General features: G+C 74.0%; 24 protein-coding genes, 1 pseudogene and 1 riboswitch. Of the genes and pseudogenes, 15 read left to right on the top strand and 10 right to left on the bottom strand.

Going from position 1 to position 25,436, the window contains the following annotated elements; translation table 11 throughout:
• Positions 1–24 precede the first annotated feature (24 nt).
• Positions 25–951, top strand: a complete 927-nt coding sequence (locus ACTMS0_RS14495) for an ABC transporter ATP-binding protein (protein WP_441155691.1) — start codon at positions 25–27, stop codon at positions 949–951.
• Positions 948–2,567, top strand: coding sequence for an ABC transporter permease (locus ACTMS0_RS14490; RefSeq protein WP_441155690.1), 1,620 nt, complete (start codon positions 948–950; stop codon positions 2,565–2,567). Before ACTMS0_RS14495 ends, ACTMS0_RS14490 begins: the two co-directional genes overlap by 4 nt.
• Positions 2,568–2,669: 102 nt before the next feature.
• Here ACTMS0_RS14490 and ACTMS0_RS14485 read toward each other — a convergent pair whose 3' ends face one another.
• Complete coding sequence (locus ACTMS0_RS14485; protein ID WP_441155689.1) at positions 2,670–3,584, bottom strand: SGNH/GDSL hydrolase family protein; 915 nt, start codon at positions 3,582–3,584, stop codon at positions 2,670–2,672.
• A 271-nt stretch (positions 3,585–3,855) separates the two neighbouring features.
• On the opposite strand from ACTMS0_RS14485, the gene ACTMS0_RS14480 reads away from it, so the two are divergent.
• Positions 3,856–4,104, top strand: coding sequence for a hypothetical protein (locus ACTMS0_RS14480; RefSeq protein WP_441155688.1), 249 nt, complete (start codon positions 3,856–3,858; stop codon positions 4,102–4,104).
• A gap of 293 nt (positions 4,105–4,397) precedes the next feature.
• Here the strand turns inward: ACTMS0_RS14480 and ACTMS0_RS14475 are convergent, their stop codons facing one another.
• Positions 4,398–5,456 (bottom strand): hypothetical protein, encoded by a 1,059-nt coding sequence (locus ACTMS0_RS14475; RefSeq protein WP_441155687.1) that lies wholly within the window; start codon positions 5,454–5,456, stop codon positions 4,398–4,400.
• Between the two features lie 380 nt (positions 5,457–5,836).
• Between ACTMS0_RS14475 and ACTMS0_RS14470 the strand changes: the two genes are divergently transcribed.
• The 4 genes from ACTMS0_RS14470 (at position 5,837) to ACTMS0_RS14455 (ending at position 9,351) form a co-directional block, all read left to right on the top strand.
• Positions 5,837–6,043 carry a hypothetical protein gene (locus tag ACTMS0_RS14470; RefSeq protein WP_441155686.1) on the top strand — a complete coding sequence of 69 codons (207 nt, stop codon included), beginning with the start codon at positions 5,837–5,839 and terminating at the stop codon, positions 6,041–6,043.
• Positions 6,044–6,187: 144 nt separating this feature from the next.
• Complete coding sequence (locus ACTMS0_RS14465; RefSeq protein ID WP_441155685.1) at positions 6,188–7,687, top strand: plasmid pRiA4b ORF-3 family protein; 1,500 nt, start codon at positions 6,188–6,190, stop codon at positions 7,685–7,687.
• A gap of 420 nt (positions 7,688–8,107) precedes the next feature.
• The gene (locus ACTMS0_RS14460) at positions 8,108–8,347 is read left to right on the top strand and encodes a winged helix-turn-helix domain-containing protein (protein WP_441155684.1); all 240 of its coding nucleotides are present in this window, start codon (positions 8,108–8,110) and stop codon (positions 8,345–8,347) included.
• A 182-nt stretch (positions 8,348–8,529) separates the two neighbouring features.
• Positions 8,530–9,351, top strand: a complete 822-nt coding sequence (locus ACTMS0_RS14455) for an HNH endonuclease (RefSeq protein WP_441155683.1) — start codon at positions 8,530–8,532, stop codon at positions 9,349–9,351.
• A 288-nt stretch (positions 9,352–9,639) separates the two neighbouring features.
• Here ACTMS0_RS14455 and ACTMS0_RS14450 read toward each other — a convergent pair whose 3' ends face one another.
• The 3 genes from ACTMS0_RS14450 to ACTMS0_RS14440 all read right to left on the bottom strand — a co-directional run bounded on the left by ACTMS0_RS14450 (position 9,640) and on the right by ACTMS0_RS14440 (position 11,843).
• Positions 9,640–10,350 carry a hypothetical protein gene (locus ACTMS0_RS14450; protein WP_441155682.1) on the bottom strand — a complete coding sequence of 237 codons (711 nt, stop codon included), beginning with the start codon at positions 10,348–10,350 and terminating at the stop codon, positions 9,640–9,642.
• Between the two features lie 123 nt (positions 10,351–10,473).
• Complete coding sequence (locus ACTMS0_RS14445) at positions 10,474–11,202, bottom strand: HD domain-containing protein (RefSeq protein WP_441155681.1); 729 nt, start codon at positions 11,200–11,202, stop codon at positions 10,474–10,476.
• Positions 11,203–11,234: 32 nt separating this feature from the next.
• A complete protein-coding gene (locus tag ACTMS0_RS14440; RefSeq protein ID WP_441155680.1) occupies positions 11,235–11,843 on the bottom strand; it encodes a glycine zipper family protein in 609 nt (202 codons plus the stop codon).
• A gap of 127 nt (positions 11,844–11,970) precedes the next feature.
• On the opposite strand from ACTMS0_RS14440, the gene ACTMS0_RS14435 reads away from it, so the two are divergent.
• A complete protein-coding gene (locus ACTMS0_RS14435; protein WP_441155679.1) occupies positions 11,971–12,411 on the top strand; it encodes an NUDIX domain-containing protein in 441 nt (146 codons plus the stop codon).
• Between the two features lie 81 nt (positions 12,412–12,492).
• On the opposite strand, the gene ACTMS0_RS14430 is transcribed toward ACTMS0_RS14435, so the two are convergent.
• A complete protein-coding gene (locus tag ACTMS0_RS14430) occupies positions 12,493–13,650 on the bottom strand; it encodes an FAD-dependent monooxygenase (protein ID WP_441155678.1) in 1,158 nt (385 codons plus the stop codon).
• A 5-nt stretch (positions 13,651–13,655) separates the two neighbouring features.
• Positions 13,656–14,594: an AraC family transcriptional regulator gene (locus ACTMS0_RS14425; RefSeq protein WP_441155677.1), complete on the bottom strand. Its 939-nt coding sequence runs from the start codon at positions 14,592–14,594 to the stop codon at positions 13,656–13,658.
• 80 nt (positions 14,595–14,674) lie between these two features.
• Here ACTMS0_RS14425 and ACTMS0_RS14420 point away from each other — a divergent pair, with 80 nt between their 5' ends.
• Positions 14,675–15,535, top strand: a complete 861-nt coding sequence (locus ACTMS0_RS14420; protein ID WP_441155676.1) for an NmrA family transcriptional regulator — start codon at positions 14,675–14,677, stop codon at positions 15,533–15,535.
• Positions 15,536–15,545: 10 nt separating this feature from the next.
• Positions 15,546–16,670, top strand: coding sequence for an FUSC family protein (locus tag ACTMS0_RS14415; RefSeq protein WP_441155675.1), 1,125 nt, complete (start codon positions 15,546–15,548; stop codon positions 16,668–16,670).
• Between the two features lie 52 nt (positions 16,671–16,722).
• Here the strand turns inward: ACTMS0_RS14415 and ACTMS0_RS14410 are convergent, their stop codons facing one another.
• The gene (locus ACTMS0_RS14410) at positions 16,723–17,424 is read right to left on the bottom strand and encodes an alpha/beta hydrolase (protein WP_441155674.1); all 702 of its coding nucleotides are present in this window, start codon (positions 17,422–17,424) and stop codon (positions 16,723–16,725) included.
• Positions 17,425–17,600: 176 nt separating this feature from the next.
• Between ACTMS0_RS14410 and ACTMS0_RS14405 the strand changes: the two genes are divergently transcribed.
• Complete coding sequence (locus tag ACTMS0_RS14405; RefSeq protein ID WP_441155673.1) at positions 17,601–18,818, top strand: MFS transporter; 1,218 nt, start codon at positions 17,601–17,603, stop codon at positions 18,816–18,818.
• Positions 18,819–18,843: 25 nt separating this feature from the next.
• Here ACTMS0_RS14405 and ACTMS0_RS14400 read toward each other — a convergent pair whose 3' ends face one another.
• Positions 18,844–19,533: a hypothetical protein gene (locus tag ACTMS0_RS14400; RefSeq protein WP_441155672.1), complete on the bottom strand. Its 690-nt coding sequence runs from the start codon at positions 19,531–19,533 to the stop codon at positions 18,844–18,846.
• Between the two features lie 154 nt (positions 19,534–19,687).
• Between ACTMS0_RS14400 and ACTMS0_RS14395 the strand changes: the two genes are divergently transcribed.
• On the top strand, positions 19,688–20,029 hold the full coding sequence (locus ACTMS0_RS14395) for a hypothetical protein (RefSeq protein WP_441155671.1): 342 nt from the start codon (positions 19,688–19,690) through the stop codon (positions 20,027–20,029).
• Between the two features lie 97 nt (positions 20,030–20,126).
• Here the strand turns inward: ACTMS0_RS14395 and ACTMS0_RS14390 are convergent, their stop codons facing one another.
• Positions 20,127–20,864 carry an MBL fold metallo-hydrolase gene (locus ACTMS0_RS14390; protein WP_441155670.1) on the bottom strand — a complete coding sequence of 246 codons (738 nt, stop codon included), beginning with the start codon at positions 20,862–20,864 and terminating at the stop codon, positions 20,127–20,129.
• A 162-nt stretch (positions 20,865–21,026) separates the two neighbouring features.
• On the opposite strand from ACTMS0_RS14390, the gene ACTMS0_RS14385 reads away from it, so the two are divergent.
• The 3 genes and pseudogenes from ACTMS0_RS14385 to cobN form a co-directional block, all read left to right on the top strand.
• Entirely contained in the window at positions 21,027–21,257 is a 231-nt protein-coding gene (locus tag ACTMS0_RS14385) for a helix-turn-helix domain-containing protein (RefSeq protein ID WP_441155669.1), read from the top strand.
• A 61-nt stretch (positions 21,258–21,318) separates the two neighbouring features.
• A riboswitch (cobalamin riboswitch) is annotated at positions 21,319–21,448 on the top strand.
• A gap of 45 nt (positions 21,449–21,493) precedes the next feature.
• Positions 21,494–21,628 (top strand): hypothetical protein, encoded by a 135-nt coding sequence (locus tag ACTMS0_RS14380; RefSeq protein ID WP_441155668.1) that lies wholly within the window; start codon positions 21,494–21,496, stop codon positions 21,626–21,628.
• 122 nt (positions 21,629–21,750) lie between these two features.
• Positions 21,751–25,422 (top strand): annotated as a pseudogene (cobN, locus tag ACTMS0_RS14375) (cobaltochelatase subunit CobN); the annotation flags it as partial.
• Positions 25,423–25,436: the final 14 nt, after the last annotated feature.

Here is a 25,436-nt window from a genome sequence, read left to right as displayed (position 1 = left end):
AACCGGATTCGACAGGAGGCGCCCATGCCCGTCATCGCGATCGACGGCCTGGTCAAGAGTTTCGGCGCGGTCCGCGCGCTCGACGGGCTCGACCTGCGGGTCGAGGCGGGGGAGGTGCACGGCTTCCTGGGTCCTAACGGCTCCGGCAAGTCCACCACCATCCGCGTCCTGCTCGGGCTGCTGCGGCGCGACGCCGGTGAGGTGAGGGTGCTCGACGCCGATCCCTGGCGTGACGCGGTGGCGCTGCACCGGCGGCTCGCGTACGTGCCCGGCGACGTGAACCTGTGGCCCAACCTGTCCGGCGGCGAGGCCATCGACCTGTTCGGTGCGCTGCGCGGCGGGCTGGACCGGCGCCGCCGCGACGAACTGCTGGAGCGCTTCGACCTCGACCCCACCAAGAAGTGCCGCGCGTACTCGAAGGGCAACCGGCAGAAGGTCGCCATCGTCGCCGCGTTCGCCTCCGACGTCGAGCTGTACGTGCTCGACGAGCCGACCTCCGGGCTCGACCCGCTCATGGAGGCCGTGTTCCAGGAGGAGGTCCGGCGGCTCACCGACGGCGGCGCCACCGTGCTGCTCTCCAGCCACGTCCTGGCCGAGGTCGAGGCCCTCTGCGACCGGGTGAGCATCATCCGCGCCGGCCGCACGGTCGAGTCCGGCACCCTCACCGAGCTGCGGCACCTGGCCCGGACGACGGTCACCGTCGAGACGGCACGTCCCCTGACCGGCCTCGACGGGCTGCCCGGCGTCCACGAGGTGCGCTCCGTCGACGGCCGTATTCGGCTGGAGGTGGAGCCGGAGCACCTCGACGAGCTGCTGGCGTACCTGGTCCGCTTCGGCGTCCGCGCGCTCACCAGCGCCCCGCCGACACTGGAGGAGCTGTTCCTGCGGCACTACGACGGCGCCTCCCCGAACGGGCGGGTCGCCGCGACCGAGGTGGAGCGGGCCCGATGAACGCGTACACCGGCACCGGCCGGCTGGCCCGGCTCGCCCTGCGCCGCGACCGGATCAAGCTGGGGATCTGGGTGGTCGGCGCGCCGCTGCTCGGCATCGGCCTTGCCGGCAGCGTCGCCGGCGTCTACCCGGACGAGCCGGCCCGCGTCCGGTACGCCGAGACCGCCGCCACCAGCGTCGTCGCGCGCGCGTTCAACGGGCCGATCGTCGGTCCCGACCTCGGTGCGGTGGTGGTCGCCGAGACGTACATCACCCTCGCCGTGCTCGCCGCGCTGGTCAGCACGTTCGCCGTCGTCCGGCATACCCGGCAGAACGAGGAGACCGGCCGGGCGGAGCTGCTCGGCGCCGCCGTCGTCGGCCGGTACGCGCTGCTCACCGCCGCCCTGATCGTCGTCGTCGGGGCGAACGTGGCATCCGGCGTACTCCTCGGGTTGGCCTTCGCCGCGACCGGCCTGCCGCTCGCCGGGTCGCTCGCCGCCGCCGGGGCCGTCGCCGGGGTCGGTGTCGCCTTCACCGCCGTCGCCGCCGTCACCGCCCAGCTGTCGGTCACCTCGCGCGGCGCGAACGCGCTCGCCGCCGCCAGCGTCGGCGTCGCGTTCCTGCTCCGCGCCGCCGGGGACGTCCTCGGCGAGCGGGACGGCCTGCGGGTGGAGAGCGCCTGGCCGTCGTGGCTGTCCCCGCTCGGCTGGGGCAACCAGGTACGCGCGTTCGGCGGGGAACGCTGGTGGGTGCTCGGGTTGCCGGTCGCGCTCCTGGTCGCCGGCACGGCGCTCGCCTTCGTGCTCGCCGGCCGCCGGGACCTCGGCGCCGGGCTGCTCGCCGCCCGCCGGGGGCCCGCCCACGCCGCCGCCGGGCTGCTCAGCCCCGCCGGGCTGCTCTGGCGGCTGCACCGCGGCGCCCTGCTCGGCTGGGCGGTCGCGGTGGTGATCCTCGGGCTGTCGATGGGCATCGCCGCCGACGAGGTCAACGACATGATCGCCGAGAACCCGGCGGCGGCCGAGGCCATCGGGGCGCTCGGCGGCGGGACGGACCTCATCGACGCGTTCCTCGCCGCCATGCTCGGGCTGTTCGCGCTGACCATCGGGGCGTACGTCGTGCAGGCGCTGCTGCGGACGCGGGCTGACGAGTCCGACGGGATCCTGGAGGCGGTGTTGGCCACGGCCGTCGGTCGGCATCGCTGGCTCGGGACCCAGGTCGTCGGTGCGGTGCTCGGCGCGGTGGTGCTCGTGCTGCTCGCGGGGCTCTCGACCGGTCTGGGCTACGGGATCGTGGCCGGAGATGTGGTGGGGCACGCCCTGGAGCTGAGCGGGGCGGCGCTGCTGCGGCTGCCGGCGCTGCTCGTCGTCGCCGGGGTGGTCACCGCGCTGTTCGGGCTCGCGCCCCGCTGGTCGGTGGTGCTGTCCTGGGCGGTGCTGATCGTGTTCCTGCTGCTCGGGCAGCTCGGCGCGGTGCTCGACCTGCCGCAGACGGTGCTCAACCTGTCCCCGTACACGCACGTGCCGTCGGTGCCGGCGGTCGACCCGGCCGTGCTGCCCCTCGCCGTGCTTACCGGGGTGGGCGCGCTGCTGCTCGCCGCCGGCCTGGCCGGCTTCCGCCGCCGCGACGTCCCGAGCTGAGCGGTAAGGAAGGGGCCCCTATTATCGCCTGGCGTAGAGAAGGGGCCCCTTCTCAACACTCGGAGTCGCGGTTCGGCGGCACGTGCCCCGGGTGGTCGGTGGCTAGGCCAGGGCGGGCGGGGGCTGCCCGGCGCGGGCCGTCGGATCGACCTCTTCCGTCGGGTCGCCGGTGCAGCTAGCGAGGGCGGCGGCCAGGTCGCGGCCGAGGCGGTCGTCGAGGCGGCGGGCGTCGCCCCGCATCGTGTACCAGGACTCGGCGGCGGCCAGCCAGAGCAGCTGCGGCACCAGGTCGGTGCAGCGGTCCCGTACCCACCGGGTGCCCTTCACGGCCATCCAGGTCAGCTGGGCCGCCCGGGTCGGCGGCGGGTTGCCCGGTCGCGGGTCCGGGCGGCGGTGCACCGGCAGGCCCCACTCCCGCAGCAGGTCCGCGTACGCGCCGGCGAGCAGCCGGTGCCCCCGCTCGCTCGGGTGCAGGCGGTCGACGCTCCACATGTCGCGGCGGTACGTGTCCGGGTGGTTCGCCGCGTCGAAGTGGACGGTGCCGTGCAGCGCCGCCGCGTGGTCGGCGACCGCGTTCACCGCGGCGATCCGCCGGGCCAGGGGCCGGGCCAGCCCCGGCGGCAGGCCGAACATCCGGCCCGGCTCCGGTAGCCGCGCGGTGAGCACCACCGCCCCGGCCCGGCGCAGCGCGCCGACCGTCCCCAGCAGCGCCGCGCTGATCGCCGGCACGTCGAAGCGGGCGCGCAGCGTGTCGTTCACCCCGACGACCACGGCGGCCATCGTCGGTCGCAGGTCGAGAGCGGCCGGGAGTTGGTCGCGGAGCACGTCACCCGTGAGCGCGCCGGGGCGGGCGAGATTGTGGAACTGGAGGTGGGGCCCGGGCGGGGCCAGGCTCTCGGCCAGCAGCGCGGCCCACCCGCGCCACGTCCCGTCGGGCATCGGGTCGCCGAGACCCACGGTGATCGAGTCACCGAGCGCCACGAAGCGCACGGCTGTCGGAGCGTCCGGAGTACGCACGCCGGTACGGTCCACCGCCCAGGTCACGAGCGCCCCACGAGCCGGCGAACAGCGGGCGAAGATCGACGTGCACCCCGTCGTCGATGCGTGCGCCAAGATCCAATACGTTCCACCGACTCGACACGCCGGGCCTCCTGCCGCTCACGCGTATCCGATCTTGCATATCACGGTTGGCTCGGTGCGTGGTTGTCGTCCACAGTGACGTTCTTGTCCACAGGAGCGAGTGTGTGGCGGTTGCTCGGTCGAGGTCGGGGCGGCAGGGTTCCGGCGCGTGGACGGGGTGCTGCGTGATCTGGTGGAGGCTCATGGCGGGGTGGTCGCCACTGCACTGGCTCGGCAGGTCGTGCCCGAGTGGACGCTGCGGCGGGCGTGCCGGTCGGGGTACCTCGTTCGGGCGCTGCCTGCGGTGTATGTGGCCGGGGACCTGGTCCTTGGGGAGCAAGACGCCTACCGTGCCATCGGTCGCGTCGCGCCGATCGTGGGCCGCCGCGTCGCGCTGGCCTGGGCCGGCGGCCGGTGACGCGGCTTGAGTCGGCGCTGGTCGACTCGTGGCCGCTGCTCCCGCTCGCCGAGCGGCACGGGCCGGTGATCAGGGCGGTCAACGACCGGCTCACCACTCCCGACCGGCTGCGGGCCGCGCTCACGCCCTTACCGCGGCTGCCCGGCCGCGCCGCGCTGCGTACCCTGCTCACCCGTCTCGCCGATGGCTGTCGTGACCGTCCGCTTCTCCCACCGTCGCCTGGTCCACGAGCCGGACGAGGTCCGCCGCGAAACCCTCGCCATCCTCTCCGGCCGTGGCTGAGCGGGTTTGGCTCAGCCTTTCTCCGAGTTCGGTGGCGAACCTGCCGCGTCGGGGCTGGTCGGGCGCCCTGGGCTGGTCGGGCTGTCCGGACTGACTCGGCGGTCCGGGCTGGTCGGGTGGTCCGGGCTGGGCGGGCGCCCCCTGCCGTCGGAGGCTCGGCCTGCCCGCGGCTGGGTCGGTGCGGGCTTCGGGGGCACGTTGAGTTCGGTGAATGGATCGAAGAAGAGGTGGCGGCGGCGCTGGCGGAGGAGGTCGCCGGTCCACTGTGCGGCGGCCCGCTGCTCGGCCATCGTGTGCTCCCAGGCGCGGGCCAGCCTCTCGCGCAGCTCCTCGGGCACGTCGGCGCCAGCCAGGTCGGCCAGGATCGCCGCCCACTGCCGGTTGATCCGCTCAGCGTACTGCGCGCGCCGCGTCTGCTCCTCGTACTCGCAGTCCAGCGTGATCAGGCGTTCCCAGTACGGCTGGAGGGCTCGCCGGACCCGCTCGTCGAGGCGTACCCACGCCTCCGGCCGGCAGGTGACGGTCCTTCCGCCGCGTTCGAACGACCACGGCTCCTGCCGACCGAGCACCCGCTGCAACCGTTCCTCCAGCTCGACCGCGCGCTGCGGCGGGACGGTACGGGCCAGGTCCGCCGCGATCCGGGTCAGGCGCTGGGTCGCCTGCGGCATGAAGTAGTGCGCGTACCAGGCCAGCTGGTCCGGCCGCAGACCCTGCGCGGACCAGGTGAACGCGGCGCGGACGGTGAAGGCGAACACGTACCCCCGCGCCGGCACGGTGATCGGGCCGGCCAGCTCGCGTCGCTCGACCGGATCCTCTGGCGGGGGAGGGGGCGGGCCCTCGCGGGCCGCGGCGTTCACCCTCCGCGCGATCCCGACCAGCCACGCCCACAGTCGCCGTGATCCCAGGACCAGCCACGGCCGGAGGCGCTGCGCCCCGGCGACCAGCCATGCCCACGTCCGCCGTGACCCGGAAGCCGTACGGGACCGTGCCCGACGGGCGACCTCACGGCTCCGGTCGACCCACGGCCGGCGGTCCGGCGAGGTCACCTCCGGCTGCGGGTCGTCAGCCATGTCCCCCTCCGTCGTCCGTGGACCGGTCCACGCGTCATCGAGCGGCCGGGCGGGACGCGTCCGGATGGACGCCCGGCCGAGGGGGATGCCCGACGGTATGCGGCGGCGCCGACGTCCTCGGTGCGAGGTCGCGCCGTGTTCCCTCACGTTAACAAGGACGGAGCCGCCCACTCGTCAGCCGCGCGGGGGCGCGCCCACCGACGTGGCGGGAGAACGGCCCCGGGTGACCCGGCGACAACGGGCAGGATGGATCCGATGGCCGGGTAATGGGATCGTCACGCTGTCCAGGCGGCTCCGGCAGGCCGCCGTCGCCGGTTTCCCGACAGCCTCCGGCGGTCCTGGCGGCGTACCGTCTGCGGTTGAGCGTACGGGGGAGTCGCATGAGTCTTCTGCAGCCGGCTGAGCAGTCGCCGGACACTGAGCGGATGTTCGACGCGGATACGAAGGCGATGGGCTACCTGTCCAACTACACCAGGTTGTTCGCCCACAGCCCCGCCGTCCTCAGCGCTGCCGGGGCTGAGCCCGATCCGCAGTACGAAGAATGCCTCGACGTGGATCTGCGGCAGGCGCTGAGCTTCGGCGGCTAGATCCACGCCCGACGGGGTGGTGGCGGCGCGGTGCGTCCTCGTTGTCGGCGTGTCGTGGGTTGCGGTCGGGCCGGGCGGGTGCGGCAGACTGTGCGGGTGAGCCCAGTAAGCCGTGGTCGACGCCGCAACGGGAAGAAGCGATCGGTGCGCGGCGGTGCGCCGCTCGTCGTGGTGGGTGCACCGGACGAGTGCGACTGCCCGTACTGCACCGGGGCGGAGGCGACGCCGGGGCAGGTTGGCGACCTGCTCCCGCAATCGGTCGACATCGACGCCATGCAGGATCCGATCGAGGTGGAGATCAGCGCCTCGATGTTGCTGGCGATCGGGGCGTCCATGAGCGACGACTTCGACCGGGCGGTGCTGGGTCTGTTCGTGCCGACATTCGAGGCGAAGGCCACCCCGGAGGCGCGGGCGATGCTGGCGGCAATCGCGTCGGTCACCGACGGTGAGGTCAGCCGGGCTGCGACGGCGGCGGCCCGCCGACTCACCGGTGCCGGAGTCACCGCGCCACCTTGGCTCGCCGAACTGGACGCGCCGGTCACGCTCGACGAGGGCATCCGGTTCGCCGAGCCGGCGGGGTCGACGATCATGCTGGCTGGCAGGTTCCAGCGGGCCGGTCGGTCACACGTTGCCGTCGTCAGCCTGGACGGCTGCGACTGCGGTGCCGCCGGTCAGATCCTGTTGATCGAGGCGGACCGGTGGGGCGAGGCGATCGAGGCGCTCCTGTCCGACCTGCGCGCCGGTGGCGTCGACGTTACGAAGAAGAGGCTGCGGCCGGTGGACTTCCGCCGCGCCGTGGAGGACGCACTGGACGCCCGCGTCGAGCACGACGAGGGCGACCCCGAGGTGCTGGACGACCTCCTCGACGAGGACGGTCCCGGCTACCCTGCTCTGGCCCTGCTGGTTCGCAGCTGGATACGGTCGCTCCCCGAGCCCCGACGTCGCAGACGGGGTCCCGGGCACGACGGCGAACTGGACGTCGCCTCGATCTCCGCGCTGCTCGATCTCCTGATCCCCGGGCAGCGGGGCGGTGCCGTACCGGCCCAGCGTCGACCCGTCAGCCTGCCGGCGAAGCGCAAGAAGTCCGACGGACCGGCGCCGATCTACCAGGTCAAGGTGAGTCTCCGGGGTGCCCGTCCGCCGATCTGGCGGCGTCTCGAGGTGCCCGCCGACGTCAGCCTCACCCGGCTGCACGAGCTGATCCAGATCGCCTTCGGCTGGAACGACAGCCACCTGCACGTCTTCGAGACCCCGTACGGCAGCTTCGGCCGCCTGGACGCGGAACTCGGCCACCGCGCCGCGTCGCGGGTCACCCTGGAGCAGGTCGCCCCCGCCGTCGGGGACAAGCTGCGGTACACGTACGACTTCGGCGACAACTGGGAACACGACATCCTCGTGGAGAAGGTCCTCGACCGGGACGCGTCCGTGGCGTACCCGCGCTGTGTCGGCGGGCGGCGTGCGGCGCCGCCGGATGACTGCGGCGGAGTGTGGGGGTACGCCGATCTGGTGGAGATCCTCGGCGACCCCACCCATCCCGAGCACCAGGACCGGCTGGACTGGCTGGACCTGGACGAGCCGACCGACTTCGACCCGGCCCGCTTCGACGCGAAGGCGGTGACCGCCGCCCTGCAGCAGCGGCGGTAGGACCAGTCTGCTAACTGACATGCAGGTGTGGCCGGACGGAGCCGCGACCGCGCCCAAGGTGCGGGAGCGCGGGACCGTGCGCCTCGATGAACGGTGACGAACGAGACGAAGATCCTTTCCGGTGCAGCCGGGAGCGAAGGCTCGGTCGGTAGGTGGAAGGGCGGGCCGTCCGCACGCCGGCCGCGGACGACCCGCCCGCTCCGCCGCCGCAGCTCAGTTCAGCGGTACGACAGCGGAGCAGTCCGGTGGGTCGGGACGGGCACGCGCACCCGCCCCGACCAGGGGGATGCCTCTGCTCCTTGTTGCCACGCAAGGGGAGAGGCGGTCTTCAACTTAGCTGTCCCAGTCACCTTAGTCAAACGATGAGTTGTTGCGGGGTGTCGTTGCGTGATCGAATTGGCATGCCACGCAGGGGGAGTCATGCCGATCACCGCCGACTACATCCGCATCGCCGACGAGATCGTCGCCGACATCAGAGCGAAGAAGCTCAAGCCGGGAGACAAGCTGCCTTCAATCACGCAGCTTGCTGCAATGCACAAGGTCAGTCCGTCGACCGTCAAGCAGGTCTACGTGCGGCTGGAAGCCTTGCGGGTGATCTGGCGCCATCAGGGCAAGGGTGTCTTCGTCAACGACCCGAAGCTCTGGATGCGCGAGCCCTGAACCCGAATCTCTCGAACGCATCGACCGATCAGCCGGTAGCGAAGAGATCAACGTAAGGGCATGGTCGTCTCGTGAGGGCCTACGTTGGTGTGACCGACGAGAGGTGGTACCGCTTTCTGGCGGCTCGGCCACATCTGAACGAGGTGAACTTCTGGCGACCGTCGGGAGGTAGCTTCCGTGCCTTGACGATCGGAGAGCCCTTCTTCTTCAAGGCACACCATCCGCTGAATCGCGTCATAGGGGGCGGCTTCTTCAGCGGCTTCGAGCGACTCCGCATCTCTGAGGCGTGGGAACTGTTCGGCGAGGCCAACGGTGCCGCGACCGTGGCGGACATGCGCAACAGCGTCGGGCGCTACCGCAAACAGGCGATCGGATCGGACGAGGATCCGTTCATCGGCTGCATCTTCATTCGCGACGTGAACTTCTTCGGTGACACGTCGACGGTCGGGCCGCCTCGGGACTTCGCGCCGAACGTGGTGCAGGGCAAGACGTACGACCTCGCTGACGTTCAGACGCGCGACTACTTCGAGCTGTTGATACATCGCCTCATCGGCACGACCGTGGACCTCGACCTCAGCCAGCCATGGCACCGGCCGGGCCCCGTGTACGGCGACCCGAGACTGGCGCCGCAGCGCCTCGGTCAGCAAGCGTTCAAGGCTGTCGTGCTCGGCGCTTACGGGCGCCGTTGCGCGATAACCGGCAACAAGGTTCAGCCCGTGCTTCAGGCGGCACACATCCGACCGCTACCGAAGGGCGGCGAGCACCGCCTGGACAACGGCCTGCTGCTCAAGTCAGACGTGCACATCCTCTTTGACCGTGGCTATCTGGGTGTGGATCCCAGGTACCGTCTGGTGGTGAGCCCGCGGCTTCGCAGCGAGTTCGGGAACGGCGATCAGTTCTACGCCAAGGCAGGGGAGCTGATCACTTTGCCGGAGCAGCGCAGGGATCGTCCGAACCCGGAGTTCCTTGAGTGGCACCTTGACACTGTGTTCAAGGCCGCCTGACAACGCTGGGATGCTGGCCTTCGTGGCCCTGCACAGCGGCTTCGGCCCGGACGCCGGGCAGTTGCTGCTCGCGACCGCCGGGGTGCTGCTCGGCCTGCCCACGGTGGCGATCGTGCGCATGTTCGCCCCGCCGCCCCTGCTCGCCGAGCCCCTGCACGCACCTCCGGTTGAACGGGCGGCGGTGACCCGAAGCCTTGGGGAACCTCGGAACGCGGTCAGGCCCGCACGCCGGTACGGCGCACGGGCCCGACTGGTGAACGTGACGGTCAGCTCTCCGTCACGGTCGGATCAGAGCTTGGTGAAGTCGATGACGTCGCTCGCGGCGGGCTTCTTGATCTCCGGGAAGGGCTCCCCGAACTCGCTGAAAGCCAACTGGCCCAGGTTGTCGGGGCCGATGGTGAGCAGCGGGTACGGCTCACCGGTCGTCGCCACGTACAGCGTGCTCTTGTCGGATTCGTCGACGAGGGTGATCACCGGGCTGGCGTCGATGGTCTTGGCCTCGCCTTTGGTGGCCTTTCCGTCCGGCTCGAGATTCCCGGCCGCCTCGGCGAGCTTGAAGAGGCTGCCGAAGTTCTTGTCGTCCCGGGCCACCTTGACCCACCGGTCGCCGATCAGCTGGGCCATGCCCTCTCCCCGCGGACCGCTCTCCTTCCAGAAGGTCTCGTCGGCCTTGAAGTACGGCTGGCCGCCCACCAGCAGCAGTTGAAGGCTCTGGCCGCTCAGACCGAGCGTGCCCGCCAGATCCTTCCCCTTGACCTTGAGGTCGACGGACAGCTTGCTGCCCTCGTCGTTCAGCTCGCCCTTGACGTGGAACGACCCCGCCTCCTTGAGGGCCGCGTTCGTCTTCTTCAGGATCTCCTCCGCCGTCAGGTCGGCGACGCCGTTGCCGGCCGGTGCCGACGGAGCCGACCAGGTGGCGCCGCCGGTCGTGCGGTCGCCGCAGCCGGCGAGCACCATGCCCGCGACGGCCAATGGCACGAGTACGCGTGCCACACGCATGATTGCGCCTCTCTCTCGTCCCCAGCCCCCATGATCAGGGGAAACCTCGCAGAGCATAGGCAGCTCCACCGGTCGCGTGGGGTCCGGAGCCGGCCGCGGGGGTGCCGGAGGCGATCCCGCCGGTCAGTTCGGGTGTGCCGGCGCGTCGAGGATCGCGCTGAAGCGCTCCTCGGCCAGGTCGAGCTGGTCGAGGATGTGCCGCTTCACCGGCGGCGCCAGCGGCGTGTCCGGGCGGGTGACGAGGTCGCGCAGCACCGGTACCAGGGGGCGGTACTTCGCGGCCCAGGTCGGCACCTTCGGCCCGACCGAGTGGATCACGCCCACGCCGTTGTCGGTGAAGTCGGAGACCTTGATGACCCGCGCCCACGGCTCCTGGTCGAGGCTGGCCGCCACGTGCTCCCGGTACTGGACGTGGCGGTCGCGGTCGGGGTCGTACACCGGGTTGGTGACGGCGGCGACGAGGCGCGCGACGCGCGGGCCGAACCGGTCGGCGAGCGTGGCCAGCGCGGCGGCGCGGACGTCCCCGGCCGCGCGGTCGCCGGCCAGTTCGGCCGGATGGTCCTCGACGGTGTCGTGCAGCAGGCCGGCGACGATGACGTCGACGTCGCGTACCCGGTAGTGGTGCAACATGCGGATCGCCACCCGCAGCAGGTGGTTGAGGTACGGCTCACGGACCCGCCGGTCGTCGCGGTGCAGGCGGGCCGCGAGGTCCAGGGCCTCGGTGAGGCGCTCCCGCTCGGCCTCGTCGAAGTCACGGATCTCGAGCCGGAACCGGGCGAGCAGGCCCGGCTCGCCGTGGATCTCGGTGATCGCGTGCATCGGCATCGTGGCGAGGTGCGCGGGGAACTCCATGACCCACTTCTACCCGACCCGCGCCACGGGGTTCAGCGGGGTGGCCGGCCCTGGACGCGGTACGCGTGCGCCTCGTGCCAGACGTGCGGGTAGACGCCCACCTCGAAGTACCGGCGAATCCGGTCGATCGGGGCACCCGCGTGGTCGTGCCAGAGCCACCAGATGGGCAGGACGGTGAACAGCACGTAGTTGGCGGCGACCAGTGGCAGGTATAGCGGGCCGAGCAGGCGCGCCTGGAGGATGTGCGTGTCCTCGTGCCGCTGGATGCGCGGGTTGCTGCCGGCGCAGACCGTGCCGAGGGTGGTCGCGTACCGGGGCCAGACGCCCTCGACGACGCTGACCCGGCAGGCGTGCCGGGAGCACGACGCGTCGAGGGTGTGCCCGGCCGCCAGGTGCAGGGCCAGGTAGATCGCGCCGAGCGCGGTGTTGGGCAGGCTCCAGGTGTGGTCGACCAGGAACAGGGCGACGCCGCGCCGTCCACCGGGGTAGGCCCCGGTGGCCGCGACCGCCCCGCCGAACACGGCACCCGGGATCAGCCCCGAGGCCGCTCCGGCGAGCAGCCCGACCGGGCCGGCGACCAGGGCGCCCAGCGTGGCGCCCGCGACGACGTGCAGGACCGCGCTGACGATTCCGGCGACCATGGCCCGCTCCCTCGCGTCGGGAACCTGAGTCCATGGTGGCACCGGAAGCGGGAGATGACGCCGTCGGGTTTTGGGCACCGGGGCCACGCAAGCCTCGCCGTCGGTGGCGCCCGCTACGCTGCCCGGCATGGTTCCGATCTCCTGCGTGCTGCTCGTCGATCCGCACGGCCGGCTGCTGATGCAGCTGCGCGACGGCAACGCGCCCTACTACCCGCACACCTGGGGCCTGCCAGGCGGGCACGGTGAGCCGGGGGAGAGCCCCGAGGAGACGGCTCTGCGGGAGCTGCACGAGGAGACCGGGCTGTCCCCGGCCGGGCCGCTCCGGCTCTTCGCCCGGCAGGACCTGCCGGAGCAGGGCCTGGCCAAGCACTACTTCTGCGGCGCGACGCGTGCGCGGCAGGAGGACGTGGTGCTCGGCGAGGGTGCGGCGATCGTGTTCCTCACCGTCGACGAGGTCCGCGACGGCCGCCCCTACACGCCGGGCACCGCCGAGATGCTGGCGCGTTTCCTCGACTCACCGGCGTACGCGGACCTGACCGCCAGCGCCGCGGAGCCGGCCGTCCGCTGACGGGCCAGCGCGACCGGAGCCGGCCGCGCGACCCGAGCCGCCGCCGCGACCCGGGCCGCCCGCCGGGCGGGCCGCGCACCGTCAGCGGGACGCGGCCGGCGGGTGCCAGTCGGCGTACCGGGCCATGTTCCGCAGCGCCAACCGGGTGGGGGTCAGGCGTATCAGCGTGTTCCGCACCGCGACGGCCGCGGGGTTGCGCAACTGCTGGCCGAGCCGTCCCATACCGAACGAGGCGCGGGCGATCGCCTGGCTGCGGGGGCGGCGCTGCTGGTCGTACCCGCGCAACGCCTCCGGGACCCCGGCGGCCGTCGTGCCGGCGCAGACCGCGCCGAGCACCACCGCGTCCTCCATGGCCTGTCCGGCGCCCTGCCCAAGGTTCGGCGTCATCGCGTGCGCGGCGTCGCCGAGCAGCGCCACCCGGCCGCGCACGTACGACGGCAGTGGCGTGGCGAGGTGGTACAGGTCGGTGCGGATCACCGACTCCGGCGGTGTCGCCGCGAGCAGGGCGGGGATCGGGTCGTGCCAGTCGCCGAACCGCTCCCGCACGGCGGCCGGCTCGTCCGGGACCGCCAGGCCCGGCGGGGCGGCGACCGCCGCGAACCAGTAGATCCGGTCGCCGCCGATCGGCACCATCCCGAACTCGGTGCCGCGGCCCCAGCTGATCGCGGTCGGCACCGGCCCGGCGACGGTGGTCACCGCGCGCCAGGCGGTGCTGCCCGCGTACACCGGGGACGGGATGTCGGGCCAGAGCCGGTTGCGGAGGACGCTGCGCAGCCCGTCGGCGCCGACCACCAGGTCGGCCCGGAGGCTGGTCGACCCGCGCAGGCGCACCTCGCCGGTGTCCGGGTCGACGTCGGTCACCTCGGACCCGGTGCGCAGGGCGCCGGACGGGAGCGCGTCGCGCAGGATCCGGTGCAGCTCGGCGCGGTGGATGCCGAGCGCGGTGGTGCCGAGGAGCCGGGTCACGTCGGCGGCGTCCACCCGGGACAGCCACCGGCCGGACGACGTGCGCAGCCCGCCCGGCGTGTCCGGCACGCCCCGGGACCGGATCGCGTCCCCGAGCCCGAGTGCGTCGAGCGCGCGCAGCGCGTTCGCCATCAGGGTCAGCCCGGCGCCCACCTCACCCAGCTCGGCGGCGCGTTCGAGGACGCTCACCCGCCAGCCGTGCCGGTGCAGCGCGACCGCCGCCGCGAGCCCGCCGATCCCGCCACCCACCACGATCGCGTGCCGATCCGCCATGCCGGTCAGCCTTCCACGGCGGCCAGGCGGTGGTCGCGGGGGCTCACGCCCCGGACCCGCCGGAACGCGGTGCTCAGCGCGAACGGGCTGCCGTAGCCGACCTGGCGGGCCACCGCGCCGAGGGTGGCGTCCGGCTCGCGGAGCAGGTCGGCGGCGAGCGCCAGCCGCCAGCCGGTCAGGTACGTCATCGGCGGCTCGCCCACGAGGTCGGTGAAGCGGCGGGCCAGGGCGGCCCGGGAGACCCCCACCTCGGCGGCGAGGGCGGCCACCGTCCAGGGGCGGGCCGGGTCGTTCTGGAGCAGCCGCAGGGCCGGGCCGACCACCGGGTCGGCGGCGGCCACGTACCAGGCGGGTGCCGCGCCGGGCCGCGCGAACCAGTGCCGCAGCGCGGCGATCAGGAGCAGGTCGAGCAGCCGGTCGAGGACGGCCGCCTGACCGGGGGCGTCGCGGATGACCTCCTCGGCGAGCAGCGGCACCAGCGGGCTGCGCCAGTCGTCGCCGTTCACCGTGACCAGCGGCGGCAGGGCGGTGAGCAGCCGCCGGCCCGGCTCGCCGGGGAGCTGGTAGGTGCCGGTCAGCAGCACCGTCGCGCCGGTCGGGCTGGTGCCCCACGTACGCACGCCGAGCGCCCTGCTCTCCGCGAGGGGCTCGCCGTAGATCGTGGTGCACCGCTGGCCGGGGTGGATGACCACCTGCGGCGGGGTGGCCGGGTCGTCGGCCACCAGGTAGCCGTCGGGCCCGCGCAGCACCGCCACGTCGCCGGGGTGCAGCCGGACCGCCGGCCCGTCGTCCGGCGCCACCCACGCGTCGCCCCGGACCAGCGCCACCACGGTCAGCGGGGCGCGGTCCTCGATGCGCAGCGAGAACGGCGGGTCGAGCATCGACCGCAGCAGGAAGGCGCCCCGGGCCCGCGGCCCGTCGAGCAGTCCGGTGAGCGGATCCACGCTCTTACTGTAGACGTACGCGTATGGCAGCACGACCCTCAGCCATTCACCGTCTCGCCGCCGACGGCTTGACTGTCCACATGACAGCGAACCTGACTCTCGTCCTCGGCGGCACCGGCAAGACCGGCCGCCGCGTCGCCCACCGCCTCGCCGACCTCGACGTTCCGGTCCGGCTCGGCTCCCGCGCCGGCACCCCGCCGTTCGACTGGACCGACCCGGCCGGCTGGGACCCGGTCCTCTCCGGTGTCGAGGCGGCCTACCTGACGTACCAGCCGGACCTGGCCGCGCCCGGCGGCGCGGAGGCCGTCGCGGCGTTCGCGCGGCGCGCCGCCGCGCACGACGTTCGCCGGATCGTGCTGCTCTCCGGCCGCGGCGAGCCGGAGGCCGAACACGCCGAGGCCGCCGTGCGGGACGCCGGGGTGCCGGGCACGGTGCTGCGGGCCAGCTGGTTCCAGCAGAACTTCAGCGAGAGCCACCTGGTCGACCCGGTGCGCGCCGGCGTCGTCGCCCTGCCCGTCGGGGACGTGCCCGAACCGTTCGTCGACGCCGACGACATCGCCGACGTCGCGGTCGCGGCGCTCACCGGGGACGGGCACGCCGGGCAGCTCTACGAGCTGACCGGACCCCGGGCGCTGACCTTCGCCGAGGCGGTCGCCGAGATCGCCGCCGCGACCGGCCGCGAGGTCCACTTCACGACGGTCACCACCGAGGCGTACGCGGCGCAGCTCGCCGCCGAGGGCGTCCCGGGCGAGGTGGTGGGCCTGCTCACGTACCTGTTCACGGAGGTCCTGGACGGCCGCAACGCGCACCTGGCCGACGGCGTCGACCGGGCCCTCGGCCGGCCCGCCCGCGACTTCGCCGGCTACGCGGCCGCGACCGCGGCGACCGGGGTGTGGGAGCCCGGACCGGCGTCCGACGTTACGCTCGCCGCCGGGCGGTGAGGAGGCGGCGATGATCCGGTGGGGGTGGGCTCGGACGGCCGCCGGGCGGCTGCGGCACGGATGGCGGCCGGTGGTCGAGGCGACCCTGGCCGCGACCGTCGCCTGGTTCCTCGCCGCCGACCTGGTCGGCGACCCGCAGCCGTTCTTCGCGCCCGCCGCCGCGCTGATCGTGCTCGGGCAGGCGCGCGGGCAGCGGATCCGCCGGGCAGTGGAGGTGGTGCTCGGGGTCACCGCCGGCGTCCTGGTCGCCGACCTCGTGGTGCAGGCGCTCGGCCCGCGCACCACCGGGACGGTCTTCACGGTCATCCTGCTCACCGTCGCCCTGGCGGTGACCGTCGGCGCCACCGGCGTGACCCTCGTGCAGGCGGCCGTCTCCGCCCTGTACCTGGTGGCGGTCCCGCCGCCCGGTGACTCGCTGGTGCCGTTCCGGTTCGTCGACGCCCTCATCGGCGGGGCGGTCGCGGTCGTCGTGAGCCAGCTCGTGGTCGCGCGCCGGCCGCTCGCCCCGCTGACCGGGGAGGTCCGGGACACCTTCGACGGGCTGGCCGGGCTGGTCACCGAGGTCGCGGACGCGCTCGACCGCCACGACTCCGAGGCCGCGCTCGCGATCCTCGAGCGGGCCCGGGGGATGGACGCCGCGGTGGACCGGCTCCGCGACGGCGTCCGCGCCGCCGGGGAGGCGCTGCGCCTGCACGTACGCCGTCGGCGGCACCTCGGGCGGCTGGAGTCGGTCGACGGCGCGCTGCACCAGATCGACTACGTGGTCCGCAACGTCCGGGTGCTGGCCCGGGCCGGGGTGACCCTGAGCCGGCTGCCCACCCCGCCGCCGCCAGCGCTGGGCGACGTCCTGCGTCGCCTCGCCGGGGCCGTCGAGGCGGCCGGCGCGGCGCTCGCCGCGGACCTCGACGGCGCCGGCGCCGAGGCCGACCGGCACGCCGAGCGGGCCGAGCGGGACGCCCTGGCGGCGGTCCGGGCCGCCGGCCGGCTGTACACGCCGGGCGGGACGCTGCCGCTCGCCATGATCGTCGGTCAGGTCCGGGCCACCGCCATCGACCTGCTGCGGGGCGTGGGCGCCGAAGACGACGCCGCCGTGCTGACCCGGGTCGACGAGGCGCTCGGGCTGCCCGGCCGCTGAGTGGGCACGCGGCCGGGCGGGCGCGGACCGGGGTTCGCGCGGCGGCGGCCGGTCAGGTGCCAGTGAGCCAGCTCGCGGCCTCGGCGCGGATCTCCGCGGGCACCTCGTGCCCGTCGGGGAACTCGTGGTAGGTCACGTCGTAGCCGAGCGAGCGCAGCCGGGGCACCAGCCGCCGGCTGCACGCGTCGACCGGCAGGACCGGGTCGGTGACGCCGTGCGAGACGTACACCCGCGGCTGGCCGTGGGTGACCAGGGGCGCGGCGAAGCCGGGGGAGAAGGCCACCACCGCGTCGACCAGGTCGCCGTTGGTCAGGCCCAGGGAGAGGGCGTACGAGGCGCCGTCGGAGAACCCGCCGAACGCCACCCGGTCGACGGGGTGGCCCGCGAACACGCTGGTGAGCAGCGTGTCGATGCGGCGGACGTCGACGCCGAAGCCCTCCACGATCAGGTCCCAGCTGCTGGCGGCGGCCTGCGGGGCGACCAGCAGCAGGCGGTGCGTGTCGGCGACCGGGAGCAGCAGGTCGAGGCCCTGCCGGGCCGAGCCGCCGGCACCGTGCAGCAGCAGGACCAGGCGGTACGGCCGGCCGTCCGCCGGCTCCGGGGCGTACACCATCGCGAGGGGATCGCCCGCGGCGTCGGTCAACGGCACCAGGCCGGTGGCGGCCCGGACCGACGGCGGCCCGGGACGCGCGGTGAGCCGACCGTGCCGGGGGTTCTCCTCCGGCGCCCGGTGCGGCGTCGCGGGTTCGGCCACGGGCTCCCGTCCCCTCGTCCTCGGTAGGTGTGCGCGGGTTACCCGGCTGGCCACCGGTAAACCCGGCGCGCCGCCGTCCCGCTGGTTGGTAAGGAGCGCCATGGTCGATGGTGGTGACGGTGCGGGCTGTGAGAGGGTTCCCGGGAGAACGCTCCCACCGGAGAGGATCATCGCTCGTGAGCAGCGTCATCGCCCCGGCCGGCCCGTCCGTCACGCCCCGGCAGGTGCTGGCCGCCCGTACCGGCGTCGCGGTGGTCTTCGCCCTCAACGGCCTCGCCGTCGCCTCCTGGTTCTCCCGGGTGCCGGCCGTCCGCGAGGCGCTCGACCTGAGCGCCGGCCGCCTCGGGCTGCTGCTGCTCGCCATGTCGGCGGGGGCGATCCTGGCGATGCCCACCTCCGGTCTGGTCGCCCAACGCCTCGGGACCGCGCGGACGGTCGTGCTGGCGACCCTGCTCGTCGCGCTCGGCCTGGCGGTCGCGGGTATCAGCGCCGGGACGGCCGGCTCGCTGGCCGGTGTGGCGATCGGTCTGTTCGCCCTCGGCTACGGTTCCGGCACCTGCGACGTCGCCATGAACATCGAGGGCGCGGCCGTCGAGCGGCGGCTCGGCCGCACGATCATGCCCCGGTTCCACGCCGCGTGGAGCCTCGGCTCGGTGGCCGGGGCGGGGCTCGGCGCCGGGGCCGCCCGGCTCGGCGTCCCCGTGTCCGTCCACCTCGCCCTGACGGCGGTGGTGGTGCTGGCCGGAACGGTGCTCGGCGCCCGGGCCTTCCTGCCGGCCGCCGAGACGACGCCGGCCGCCGACACCACCTCCCCGGCGACCCGCCGCCGCGCGCTGCTCGCCGCCTGGCGCGAGCCCCGGACCCTGCTCATCGGACTGTTCGTGCTGGTCATGGCGTTCGCCGAGGGCAGCGCCAACGACTGGGTCGCGGTCGCGTTCGTCGACGGGTACGACCTCAGCGAGGCGGCCGGAGCCGCCGTGTTCGGGGTGTTCGTCGTGGGCATGACGCTCGGCCGCACCCTCGGCACCCTCGCCCTGGACCGGTGGGGCCGGGTGCGGGTGCTGACCGCGACGATCCTGCTCGCCGTGTTCGGCGCGGGCGTGGCGGTGCTCGCCGGCTCCGGGCCGGTGGCCGTCGCGGGTGTGGCGCTCTGGGGGCTCGGCGCGTCCCTCGGCTTCCCCGTGGGGATGAGTGCGGCGGCCGACGAGGAGGACCGCGCCCCCGCCCGGGTAAGTGTGGTCGCCGTGATCGGCTACACCGCCTTCCTCGCCGGCCCGCCGCTGCTGGGCCTGCTCGGCGACCGGGTCGGTACGCTGCACGCCCTGCTCGTCGTGCCGATCCTGCTGCTGCCGACCCTCGCGCTGGTGCCGGTGACCCGCCCGCCGTCCCGCTGAGACCGAGCGGCCTACCGGCGGCCGGTCAGTCGTGGAGCCAGACCCGGAGGGGGCCGATCGGTCGGAAGCCGGCCGACCGCGCCACGGTGAGGTCGTCGCCGGACTCGTAGCCGACCAGCGCCGCCCCTGGGGCGGCCCCGACCAGCGCCGCCCAGATCTCCGCTGGCGGGACGGTGCGGGCGAAGACGTTGGAGACGCCGACCGCCGGCCCGGAGCGGTGCAGGATCGCCCCGCCGGCGACCGCGCCCGCGTCGAGGCGGGCCAGGACGGTGACCCGGGGGTCGGTGAGCAGGGCCGGCCGGAACAACGGGCCGCCGCCGTGCGCCTCGGCCCACGCGCCGAGCGCCTCGGCCGTGGTGACCGGGGTCAGCGGCGGGCCGTGCCGGCCGGCGGCGGAGTCGTGCGAGGCGAGGGCGGCGTCGGGCGGGCGGTGGATCCACTGTGCGTCGAAGAGGATCCGGAAGCCGTACGGGGACAGGTCGAGGTCGGCGAAGCTGTCCTTCACCGAGGCGCCCGGATCGGCGTCGATGCGGTCGAGCAGTCTGGTCGCGTCGACGCCGGGCCGCAGCGTCACCGCGTCCGGGTACCAGGTCGGCGAGCGGCGCGGCACCGACCAGGCATCGGCGTCGCTCACCCCGGTCAGGCCGTGCGTGCGGCACACCAGATCGCACCAGGCCGCGTTGTCCCGTACCGCGTCCTCGGTCGCCACACCCACGCGCGCAGCCTAGCCGCCCATGATCAGGTGATGGAGTGCCGGGCGAACCGTGGGGATTCGACCGGCACGTCATCATCCGATCACCAGGGGCCGTACAGGGAACTGCCAGGTGACGGTGGTGCACTGGAGGTCACGCCGAGGGGAAGGAGCTGCGATGGGCTGGTTCAGCCGGCGGTCGCGTACGCGGGGGGCCGACGGGCCGCCGACGAAGCTCGACCGCGAGGGCACCCGGGAGGACCTGGCGGCGCTGGAGGCGTTCGTGGCCAGCCGGGCCGGCGTGGAGTTCTACCTGGAACCGGAGACCACGGCGACGGACACGACGGTGGTGGCGATCGCCCACGACGGCGAGTGGATCCGCCGCCGGACCGGCTCGCCCCGGGTGGCGGCGGCCCTCGCGAACCGGCTCGCCCTGCCGCTGTACGAGGCCGCGAAGACGGGTTACCCGGAGCGGATGCGGGCCTGGAACCGGGCCCACCCGGAGCGCCGCGCCCGCTGAGCACGCCCGGCCGCCGACGCGGAGATCCACGCCATGACGCCGGCATAGCGCCATCCGGGATGGCCCGGACCGCCCGATGCCGGCGGCATCGAGTGGATCACTCCGCCACGGCCGCGCGCGCCTCGTCGAGGGTCATCGTCGGGCTGTGGCTGGAGACGTACCAGTCGATGTCGTCGGTGAGCAGTCGGCGGACCAGGGGCAGGTCGGGGCCGTCGTCGGGTGAACGCAGGTGCAGCGGCGGCGGGTACCAGCTGTCGCCGAGGATCATCACCCCCGAGCCCGGATCGGCGATCACGGTCGAGTCGGGGGCGTGGTGGCCGCCGACGTGCCGGACCAGGACCCCGGTGGGCAGCTTCAGCTCGTCGGTGAACGTCCGCGTCGGCGGCAGGATCGTGAAACCGTCCCAGGAGTCCATGGCGAGCGCCCGGGCCCGGAAGCTCGGCCCGAGTCGCGGGTTGGCGCGAACCTGCTCGCGCAGGTAGCGGGTGCTCCAAGGCCGGGCCGCGTCGGCGCGCAGCAGGTCCGCGCCGGTGACGTGACCGACGATCTCCACGCCCGGCCAGGCGCAGGCGCCCCAGACGTGGTCCCAGTGGTGGTGGGTGTAGACCAACCAGCGCGGCTCCGGCAGCCCGGCGGCCCGCAGCGCCGTCTGGATCTCGGCGGCGTGCGCCGGGCTCTGACCCGCGTCGACCAGCACGCTGCCGCGCTCGTCCGCGATCAGCGCGACGGACGGCTGGACCCAGTCCGGATCCGGGTCGAAGGGGGTCACCCACACCCGGCCGGCGACGTGATGGAACTCGATCCCGGTGGTGCCTTGCTCATCGGTGTCCGACACCCGTTCGATTCTAGATGGACCCGACCATGCCATGGAGGTAGTCAACTGTCGGCAGTCGAGCAGGGGTTGGTGCGCGTTGGCGCGTTGTGGCGGGGTGTTGATCGGGTGTCCGTCGGGCGCGGTGCAGCGGGGCGCGGCTGGTTGGGGTTGATGTCGTAGTCGGTGGTTAGTGTGCCCGATGTGGGGCACCGGAAGAGGCTGAGCGTCATCCAGGCGTACCGGTTCGCCCTCGACCTGTCTCCGACGCAGCAGCGGGCGTTGGCGGGCCATGCGGGCGCTGCCCGCACGGCGCACAACTGGGCGCTGGAGCGGGTGAAGGCGGTGCTGGATCAGCGGGCTGCCGTCCCACCGCAAGGCAGGACAACCGATCATGAGCTCACTCCCGCTCCATGAACGGAACGGCGCGTTGACCGGGCGCCGACGGTGTGGCAGCATTCGCGGCCGGACGGCAGTGAAGGAAGCCGGTGCGATTCCGGCGCGGTCCCGCCACTGTCACCGGGGAGCGATCCCCCCTCGCGAGTCACGACCGCGCGTGCGCGGTTGGAAGGCCGGGGGTGAGCGTCGATCCGGGAGCCAGGATACTTCGGCCGTCGGTACACCCCAGGGCGTGGACACCCGAGGAGGACCCGATGACGCACCGCGTCTCCGCCATTGACGACGATCGTCGTATCCGCTCCGTGCGTGCCAGCGCGCCCGCGACCGGCCACCGGGCCGGCAGCGTGCTCGACGCCCCGCCGGCAGGTCATCCCACCGCGCGCCGCTGACCGCTTGCGCCGCCACGCCGACGCGCCGGGTGACGTGACACCGGCGCCGTCGCGCTGATCCGCCCCTCCCGCCTCGTCCAGCCGAGTCCACCACCGGCGCGGGCGTCACTCTCCGGAGCCCCCTCGTGCGCATCCTGCTGCTGTCCACCGCCGACACCGACCTGCTCGCCGCCCGGGCCAGCGCCGCCGACTACCGCCTGGCCAACCCGGCCCGGGTCGCCGCCGACGCCGTACCCGGGCTGGTCGACGGCACTGACCTGGCCGTCGTACGCCTGCTCGGCGGCCGGCAGGCGTGGCCGGACGGGCTGGCCGCGGTGCTCGCCTCCGGTGTGCCGACGGTGGTGCTGGGCGGGGAGAGCGTGCCGGACGCGGAGCTGATGGCGGCCTCCACGGTGCCCTCCGGAGTGGCCACCCAGGCCCTGTCCTACCTGGTCGAGGGCGGTCCGGAGAACCTGGCGCAGCTGGCCCGGTTCCTGTCCGACACGGTGCTGCTCACCGGCGAGGGCTTCGCCCCGCCGGCCCCCACCCCGGCGTACGGGATCCACGGCGACCGGCCGGCCGAGCCGGACCGGCCGACCATCGGGATCGTCTTCTACCGGGCGCACGCCCTGGCCGGCAACACCGCGTTCGTCGACACCCTCGCCGATGCCGTCGAGGCAGCCGGCGCGAACGCGCTGCCGATCTTCTGCGGCTCGCTGCGCGGGCTGACCGCCGGCGCGGGCCCGCTGCGGCTGTTCGCCCGGTGCGACGCCCTGCTGGTCACCGTGCTCGCCGCCGGTGGCACGGTGGCCGCCGACGCCTCCGGCGGCGGTGACGAGGACGCCTGGGACGTCGGCGCGCTGGCCGCCCTCGACGTGCCGGTGATCCAGGCCCTCTGCCTCACCAGCACCCGTGAGCAGTGGGCCGGCAGCGACGCCGGGCTGTCCCCGCTGGACGCGGCCATGCAGGTGGCGATCCCCGAGTTCGACGGGCGGATCGTCACCGTGCCGTTCTCGTTCAAGCGGATCGACGCCGACGGGCTGTCGGTGTACGAGCCGGACCCGGAGCGGGCCGCCCGGGTGGCCGGCATCGCCGTGCGGCACGCCCGGCTGCGGCACGTGCCCAACGCCGGCAAGCGGCTCGCGGTGGTGCTCAGCTCGTACCCGACGAAACACTCCCGGGTCGGCAACGCCGTCGGCCTGGACACCCCGGCGAGCGCGGTGCGGCTGTTCACCGCGCTGGCCGACGCCGGGTACGACCTGGGTGACACACCCGTCCCCGACGACGGGGACGCGCTCATCCACGCGCTCATCGCCGCCGGTGGCCACGACGTGGAGTGGCTCACCCCGGAGCAGCTCGCCGCCGCGTCGGCGCGGGTGCCCGGGGAGACGTACCGGCGGTGGTTCCAGGAGGTGCCCGCGGAGCTGCGCGAGGCGATGCGGGAGCACTGGGGTGAGCCGCCCGGCGAGCTGTACACCGACGGCGGCGACATCGTCCTCGCCGGGCTGCGCTTCGGCAACGTGGTGCTGCTGATCCAACCGCCCCGCGGTTTCGGGGAGAACCCGATCGCCATCTACCACGACCCGGACCTGCCGCCGAGCCACCACTACCTGGCCGCGTACCGATGGCTCGCCGCACCCGTCGCGGACGGTGGCTTCGGCGCGGACGCCGTGGTGCACCTCGGCAAGCACGGCACCCTCGAGTGGTTGCCTGGCAAGGGCCTGGGGCTGGCCGCCGACTGCGCCCCGGACGCCGTGCTCGGCGACCTGCCGCTGGTCTACCCGTTCATCGTCAACGACCCCGGCGAGGGTACGCAGGCCAAGCGCCGCGCCCACGCCGTCGTCGTCGACCACCTGGTGCCGCCGATGGCCCGCGCCGAGACGTACGGGGACCTGGCGAAACTGGAGCAGCTCCTCGACGAGTACGCGACCGTGCAGGCCCTCGACCCGGCCAAGGTGCCGGTGGTCCAGGGGCAGATCTGGGACCTGGTGCGGGCCGCCGAGCTGCACCACGACCTGCACCAGGCCGAGATGCCAGGCGCCGACGACTTCGACGACTTCGTGCTGCACCTCGACGGCTACCTGTGCGAGGTCAAGGACGTGCAGATCCGCGACGGCCTGCACGTGCTGGCCGCCGCGCCCACCGGCGAGGCGCGGGTCAACCTGGTGCTCGCCGTGCTGCGCGCCCCGCAGGTGTGGGGCGGCGCCCGCGCCCTGCCCGGCCTGCGCCAGGCGCTCGCCGAGAGCTACGGCCTGGACGAGCAGGCGTTGCTCGCCGCGCCGGGGCAGCGGATGACCGTGCCCGAGGCGCTGACCGACACGGTCGACGGGCCGGCCGCCACCGCCGCCGACGCCGTCGACCTCGTCGAGGCCCTGGCCCGGCGGCTCGTGCTCGGGATGGAGACGCTCGGCTGGGACGCCGGCACGGCCGAGGCCGTCGTCGAGGAGGTCACCGGCCGGCCGGTCCCGGACGCCGCCGCCGTGCTGCGCTTCGCCGCCACCGAACTGGTGCCCCGGCTGGACCGGACCACCGACGAGATCGACCGGGTGCTGGGCGCGCTCGACGGGGGCTTCGTGCCGCCCGGCCCGTCCGGCTCGCCCACCCGCGGCCTGGTCAACGTGCTGCCCACCGGCCGCAACTTCTACTCCGTCGACCCGAAGGCCATCCCCAGCCGCAACGCCTGGGATGTGGGCGTTGCCCTGGCCGACTCGCTGCTCGCCCGGCACCTCGCCGACACCGGCGAGTATCCGCGCTCGGTCGGCCTCACCGTCTGGGGCACCAGCGCCATGCGCACCCAGGGCGACGACATCGCCGAGGTGCTCGCGCTGCTCGGCTGCCGGCCGGTCTGGGACGACCGGTCCCGGCGGGTCACCGGCGTCGAGGTGGTGCCCCTCGCCGAACTGGGCCGGCCCCGCGTGGACGTGACCGTGCGCATCTCCGGCTTCTTCCGGGACGCCTTCCCGCACGTGGTGGCGCTGATCGACGACGCGGTACGGCAGGTCGCCGGGCTGGACGAACCGCTCGAGCAGAACTTCGTCCGCGCCCACGTCACCGAGGACCTCGCCGGGCACGGCGACGAGCGCCGGGCCACCGCGCGCATCTTCGGGTCCAAGCCCGGGGCGTACGGGGCCGGGCTGCTGCCGCTCATCGACTCCCGGAACTGGCGCAGCGACGCCGACCTCGCCGAGGTGTACGCGGTGTGGGGCGGCTACGCGTACGGGCGCGGGCTCGACGGGCGGGAGGCGCGCGCCGACATGGAACGCTCCTTCGCGCGCATCGCCGTCGCCGTGAAGAACCAGGACACCCGCGAACACGACATCGTCGACTCCGACGACTACTTCCAGTACCACGGCGGGATGGTGGCGATGGTCCGCCACCTCACCGGCGCCGCGCCGGCCGCGTACGTCGGTGACTCGGCGATGCCACACGACGTCCGTACCCGCACGCTCGGCGAGGAGACCCGGCGGGTGTTCCGCGCCCGGGTCGTCAACCCGCGCTGGATCGCCGCGATGCGCCGCCACGGCTACAAGGGCGCGTTCGAGCTGGCGGCCACCGTGGACTACCTGTTCGGCTACGACGCCACCGCCGGCGTCGTCGACGACTGGATGTACGAGCGCCTCGCCGAGGCGTACCTGTTCGACGACGAGACCCGCGCGTTCCTGGAGCAGTCGAACCCGTGGGCGCTGCGCGGCATCACCGAGCGGCTCCTGGAGGCCGCCGACCGCGGCCTGTGGGCCGAGCCGGATCCGGACACCCTGGACCGGCTCCGCGAGACGTACCTGGCCAGCGAGGGCGACCTGGAGGACCGACGGTGAGCGCGAGGAGTGAG

It is taken from the genome of Micromonospora sp. H33 (assembly GCF_052068455.1).
Classification (GTDB): Bacteria; Actinomycetota; Actinomycetes; order Mycobacteriales; family Micromonosporaceae; genus Micromonospora.
This window is presented reverse-complemented; position numbering and strand designations above follow the sequence as displayed.